The organism is Planktosalinus sp., from assembly GCF_059864935.1.
This window is the reverse complement of sequence record NZ_JCBCCK010000476.1, coordinates 1-4,660: the sequence shown is the minus strand read 5'-3', so window position 1 is coordinate 4,660 and position 4,660 is coordinate 1. Positions and strand designations below refer to the sequence as shown.

The window sequence follows — 4,660 nt, the reverse complement described above, 5'->3', positions numbered from 1 at the left end:
ATGACTTGTTGTCTTTTTTCTTTGAAAATTTAACTAATCCATCCACTTTAGCGTGAAGGGTGTGGTCTTTTCCGGCATATACATTCTCACCGGGATTGTGAGTGTAGCCTCTTTGTCTTACGATGATATTTCCGGCAATGGCAGCTTGTCCACCAAAAATCTTAACCCCTAAGCGTTTTGATTCTGATTCCCTACCGTTTTTGGAACTACCAACACCTTTTTTATGTGCCATGGCTTAACTTTTTTTAAATTATTATTTTATTTGTTTTTCAGCAATTCTTTAGCTTGTTTCACCCACTCTTCAGATTCAATCTTATCGCGGGTAATGCCTTCTAAAGCTGAAAGCTGCTCTCTGTCTGCTGCTTTCAATTTACTGATTTGCTGGAATGTGTAAATTCCAATTTCGTTTAATTTTTCTTCATATGAAGGTCCAATTCCGTTGATTTGTTTTAAATCATCTGCGTCAGCCTTCAAAGCAGTGCCAATACTGTTAAAAAGCTTCTCAAGGTTGATCTCAATATTGCTTTCTTCTGCGCGGTTTTGAGCTCTTGACACCAAGTTATCGCTAACTTCAACTTCTTTTTTAGGAGCAGCTTTCTCTGCCTTTTTAACCGGAGCTTTTTTCTCAACTTTTGGAGCTGTAGCTTTTTCGGTTTTTTTAACCGGAGCCTTTTTCTCTACTTTTGGAGCAGTCTCCTTCTCTGCTTTTGGAGCTGTAGCTTTTTCTTCTTTCTTAGCTGCTTTTTTAGCGCCTGAAGTAAGAATACTTTCAATTACAATTTCAGAAAGATACTGACGGTGACCGTTGCTTTTCTGGTAGCCTTTACGTCTTTTCTTTTTGAAAACGATTACTTTGTCACCTTTAAGGTGTCTGGTGATTTTTGCCCCTACCTGAGCTCCATCTATAGCCGGGGCGCCAATCGTGATGCTGTCACCTTCGCCGATAAGAAGCACATTGTCAAAAGAAACAGATGAACCTTCTTCTTCAGCTAAACGGTGAACAAACACTTTTTGGTCTTTTGCAACTTTGAATTGCTGCCCTGCTATCTCTACAATTGCGTACATAGCGTGTGGTTTTATATTTACTGATTAAGCGTTAGAATTTTCTGAACGCGGGCGCAAATATACATCTAAATTGTGAATATACAAATCGTTTATACTTTTTTACAACTCCAAATCTTTGGTGTGCCTGGAGTTCCAGGAATCCTTAAGCAATTGCATAAAGGCCAAGGTTAAAATAAAAGAAGTAGCAAGACCCATAATGACAACCGAAACCACCAACACAAACGAAGCATTGTTTAATTCAACATTCCAGTCGTTCATAATGTGATTGGCAAATTCGGCATCAATATGGTAAATATATATGGCCATTACAATTCCAAATACCACTGAAGCAAACACACCGCTCATTAAGCCCGTCCGAAATCCTTTCTCGTACTTAAATTTTTTATGTAAATCTTTATAGGATTTAATGGAATGAAAAATTCCAAAACCAAAAATAACGCCATTGAATGCACTCAAAACGGTAATGGTATGCAATCCAAAAGCCCTAAGAACCAAAAAATAAACAATTAATAATATGGTAATTAGAACGCCGAATTTCATTGAATGTTTTGTCATGATTTTAAAATTTTGGGTTAGTTGATTACTAATATCGATAAATCTAAACATATTTAACGCTAATACAGTGTTAATTTTTTAACTTAACAGACTTATATTAAATGTTAAAAACTAAATTTGTGTCAGCTCAAACTGTAACAAATTTGAGCGTTTGATAACTAATAGAACCGTAAATAATAATCAAATTAATTCACTATGAAAAAAACTATTTTTAGCATAGCCATGTTGCTTGTTGCTTTTATTGTAGTTCAGGCTCAGCAAGTAGCTTTTGAAGAATATACACTTGACAATGGCCTGCACGTGATTTTACATCAGGACAACACTGCTCCGGTGGCGATAACCTCAGTACTCTATCAGGTTGGAGCCAAAGACGAGGATCCTGAAAGAACAGGGTTTGCCCACTTTTTTGAACACTTGTTGTTTGAAGGAACCGAAAATATTGAAAGAGGTGAGTGGTTTAAAATTGTTTCCTCTTATGGAGGATCAAACAATGCCTACACCACCGATGATGTTACCTATTATTATGAAATTTTCCCCTCAAATGCTCTTGAGGTTGGACTGTGGATGGAGAGTGAGCGTATGTTGCACCCCATCATCAACCAGATAGGGGTGGATACCCAAAATGAAGTGGTAAAAGAAGAAAAACGTTTGAGAATCCTCAATCAGCCCTATGGAAGATTAATCGAGCATGTCAAGAAAAACATGTTCAAAAAGCATCCATATCGTTGGTCGCCTATTGGAAGTATGGAGCACCTGGATGCTGCAACGCTTGATGAATTCCTTGCATTTAATGAAAAGTTTTATGTGCCCAACAATGCCACTCTTGTAGTAGCGGGCGACATCAATGTGCCGGAAGTAAAGCGAATGATTCAGGATTATTTTGGGCCCATACCCAGAGGCAATGAAGTTCCGCGTGTCAATATAAAGGAAGATCCCATCACCAAGCAAATTGATGCTGTGGCCTATGACCCCAACATACAGATTCCAGCCATTGTTCACGCTTACAGAACACCATCAATGACCACCCGAGAAGCACGTGTGTTGGATATGGTTTCTACTATCCTTAGTACCGGAAGAAGCTCAAGGTTGTACAGAAAACTGGTTGACGAACAAAAAATAGCTCTTCAGGTGGCAGCATTTAGCTTTTCACAGGAAGATTATGGAATGTACATCACCTTTGCATTGTCATTAAACAACGCACCGCTTGAGGACATCACCAAATCCATCGACGAAGAAATTGCCAAACTTCAAAACGAGTTGATTTCTGAGGAAGAATTCCAAAAACTTCAAAATGTGGTTGAAAACAATTTTGTAAATTCAAACGCAACCGTTGCCGGTATTGCAAATTCGTTGGCTATGTATCAGCGTTTTCACGGAGACACCAACCTGATCAATACCGAAATAGAAATTTACCGCTCTATCACCCGTGAGGAAATAAGAGAGGCTGCTAGAAAATACCTCAATCCAAACCAAAGATTGAGATTGGAATATTTACCTGAAAATGATGAACAATAAAAAATTAATAAAAATGAAAAACTACATACTTTCCATAACCGTTTGTTTACTTTTTATTGGTTTTGCAAACGCACAAATTGACCGCTCAGAAAGACCTGTGCCGGGTCCTGCTCCAACCATTAACCTCGCCACACCTCAATCATTTGAATTGAATAACGGAATGAAAGTAATGGTTGTGAGAAATACCAAACTTCCCAGAGTGAGAATACAATTACTTATCGACAACCCGCTTTATGCTGCAGAAGACAAAGCCGGTGTTGAGTCCATTTTGGCAACAATGCTGGGTAATGGCACAACAAGCATTTCCAGAAATGATTTCAATGAAGAAGTTGACTTTTTGGGTGCAAGTATCAATTTTGGTGCTCAGAGTGGTTTTGCGAGTTCGCTTTCAAAATATTTCGAACGTATTTTCGAACTCTTTGCAGATGCCGCCATCAACCCTTTACTGGATGAAGAAGAATTTAACAAAGAAAAGGATCGTGTTTTGGAAAACGTAAGAAGCAGTAAGAGAGATGTTTCCAATGTTTCACGACAGGTGTCAACAGCTTTGCTTTATGGCAGAAATCACCCCAAAGGTGAGTTTACCACTGAAGAGTCTGTACAAAACATCACTTTTGCCGATGTAAAAAATTATTACAATAACTTTTTCTCTCCCGAAAATGCCTATCTGGTGGTAATTGGCGACGTTGAATTTTCAAAAGTACAAGCGCTGGCCAATATGTATTTTGCCAATTGGCCTGAGAGAACGGTAAAAAAAATCACCTATTCTGATCCTAAAGATCTGCCCGGCATGCAAATCAACTTTGTGGACATGCCCAACGCCGTGCAGTCTGAACTTGTTGTTGAAAATGTGGTCAACCTAAAAATGAGCGACGCCGATTATTTTCCTGTACTTATCGCAAACACCATTCTTGGCGGCGACTTTAACAGTTACCTAAACATGAACCTTCGTGAAGACAAGGGCTGGACCTATGGAGCCCGTTCTTCAACCGGAGCCGGCAAGCACGTGACCAGTTTTTATGCTACAACAAGCGTTAGAAATGCAGTGACAGACAGTGCAGTTGTTGAAATGATTAAGGAAGTTCGCAACATTAGGGAAAAACTTGTAACTAACGATCAACTTGCTTTGGCGAAAGCCAAATTTACCGGCAATTTTGTAATGGCCCTTGAACGTCCGGAAACCATTGCCAATTATGCACTAAACATTGAAACCCAAAACCTGCCGAAAGATTTCTATGAGAATTACCTAAGAAAAATCAATGCAGTAACTGCTGAAGACGTAAAACGTGTGGCCAACAAATACTTTAACATAGACCGGGCTCGCATAGTTGTTGTTGGCAAAGGATCTGAGGTGCTTGAAGGCTTAAAAAACATTGACAGAGGTGACGGTTCAAAAATACCGGTTCGTTATTATGACCCATACGGCAATGAAGTGGAAGAACCCAATTACAACATTGAAATGGATGCGTCTATCACCAAAGAGGCAGTTTTGAATAGCTATTTTGAAGCTATAGGCGGAAAAACT

Annotated in this window: 5 protein-coding genes; 2 read left to right on the top strand and 3 right to left on the bottom strand. The window is 39.0% G+C overall.

What is annotated here, in order from left to right; genetic code table 11:
* The 3 genes from rpmA to AC6F75_RS13960 all read right to left on the bottom strand — a co-directional run.
* Positions 1-232 (bottom strand): 50S ribosomal protein L27 (rpmA, locus tag AC6F75_RS13970; RefSeq protein WP_500715701.1); only part of this gene is annotated, 232 nt, incomplete at its 3' end.
* A gap of 26 nt (positions 233-258) precedes the next feature.
* Positions 259-1,065, bottom strand: a complete 807-nt coding sequence (rplU, locus tag AC6F75_RS13965; protein ID WP_500715700.1) for a 50S ribosomal protein L21 — start codon at positions 1,063-1,065, stop codon at positions 259-261.
* A 99-nt stretch (positions 1,066-1,164) separates the two neighbouring features.
* Positions 1,165-1,620: a DUF4199 family protein gene (locus AC6F75_RS13960; protein ID WP_500715699.1), complete on the bottom strand. Its 456-nt coding sequence runs from the start codon at positions 1,618-1,620 to the stop codon at positions 1,165-1,167.
* A gap of 195 nt (positions 1,621-1,815) precedes the next feature.
* Here AC6F75_RS13960 and AC6F75_RS13955 point away from each other — a divergent pair, with 195 nt between their 5' ends.
* Both AC6F75_RS13955 and AC6F75_RS13950 read left to right on the top strand, forming a co-directional pair.
* On the top strand, positions 1,816-3,135 hold the full coding sequence (locus AC6F75_RS13955; protein WP_500715698.1) for an insulinase family protein: 1,320 nt from the start codon (positions 1,816-1,818) through the stop codon (positions 3,133-3,135).
* Between the two features lie 13 nt (positions 3,136-3,148).
* Positions 3,149-4,660, top strand: a 1,512-nt coding sequence (locus tag AC6F75_RS13950) for an insulinase family protein (protein WP_500715697.1), incomplete at its 3' end; no start/stop codon positions are given.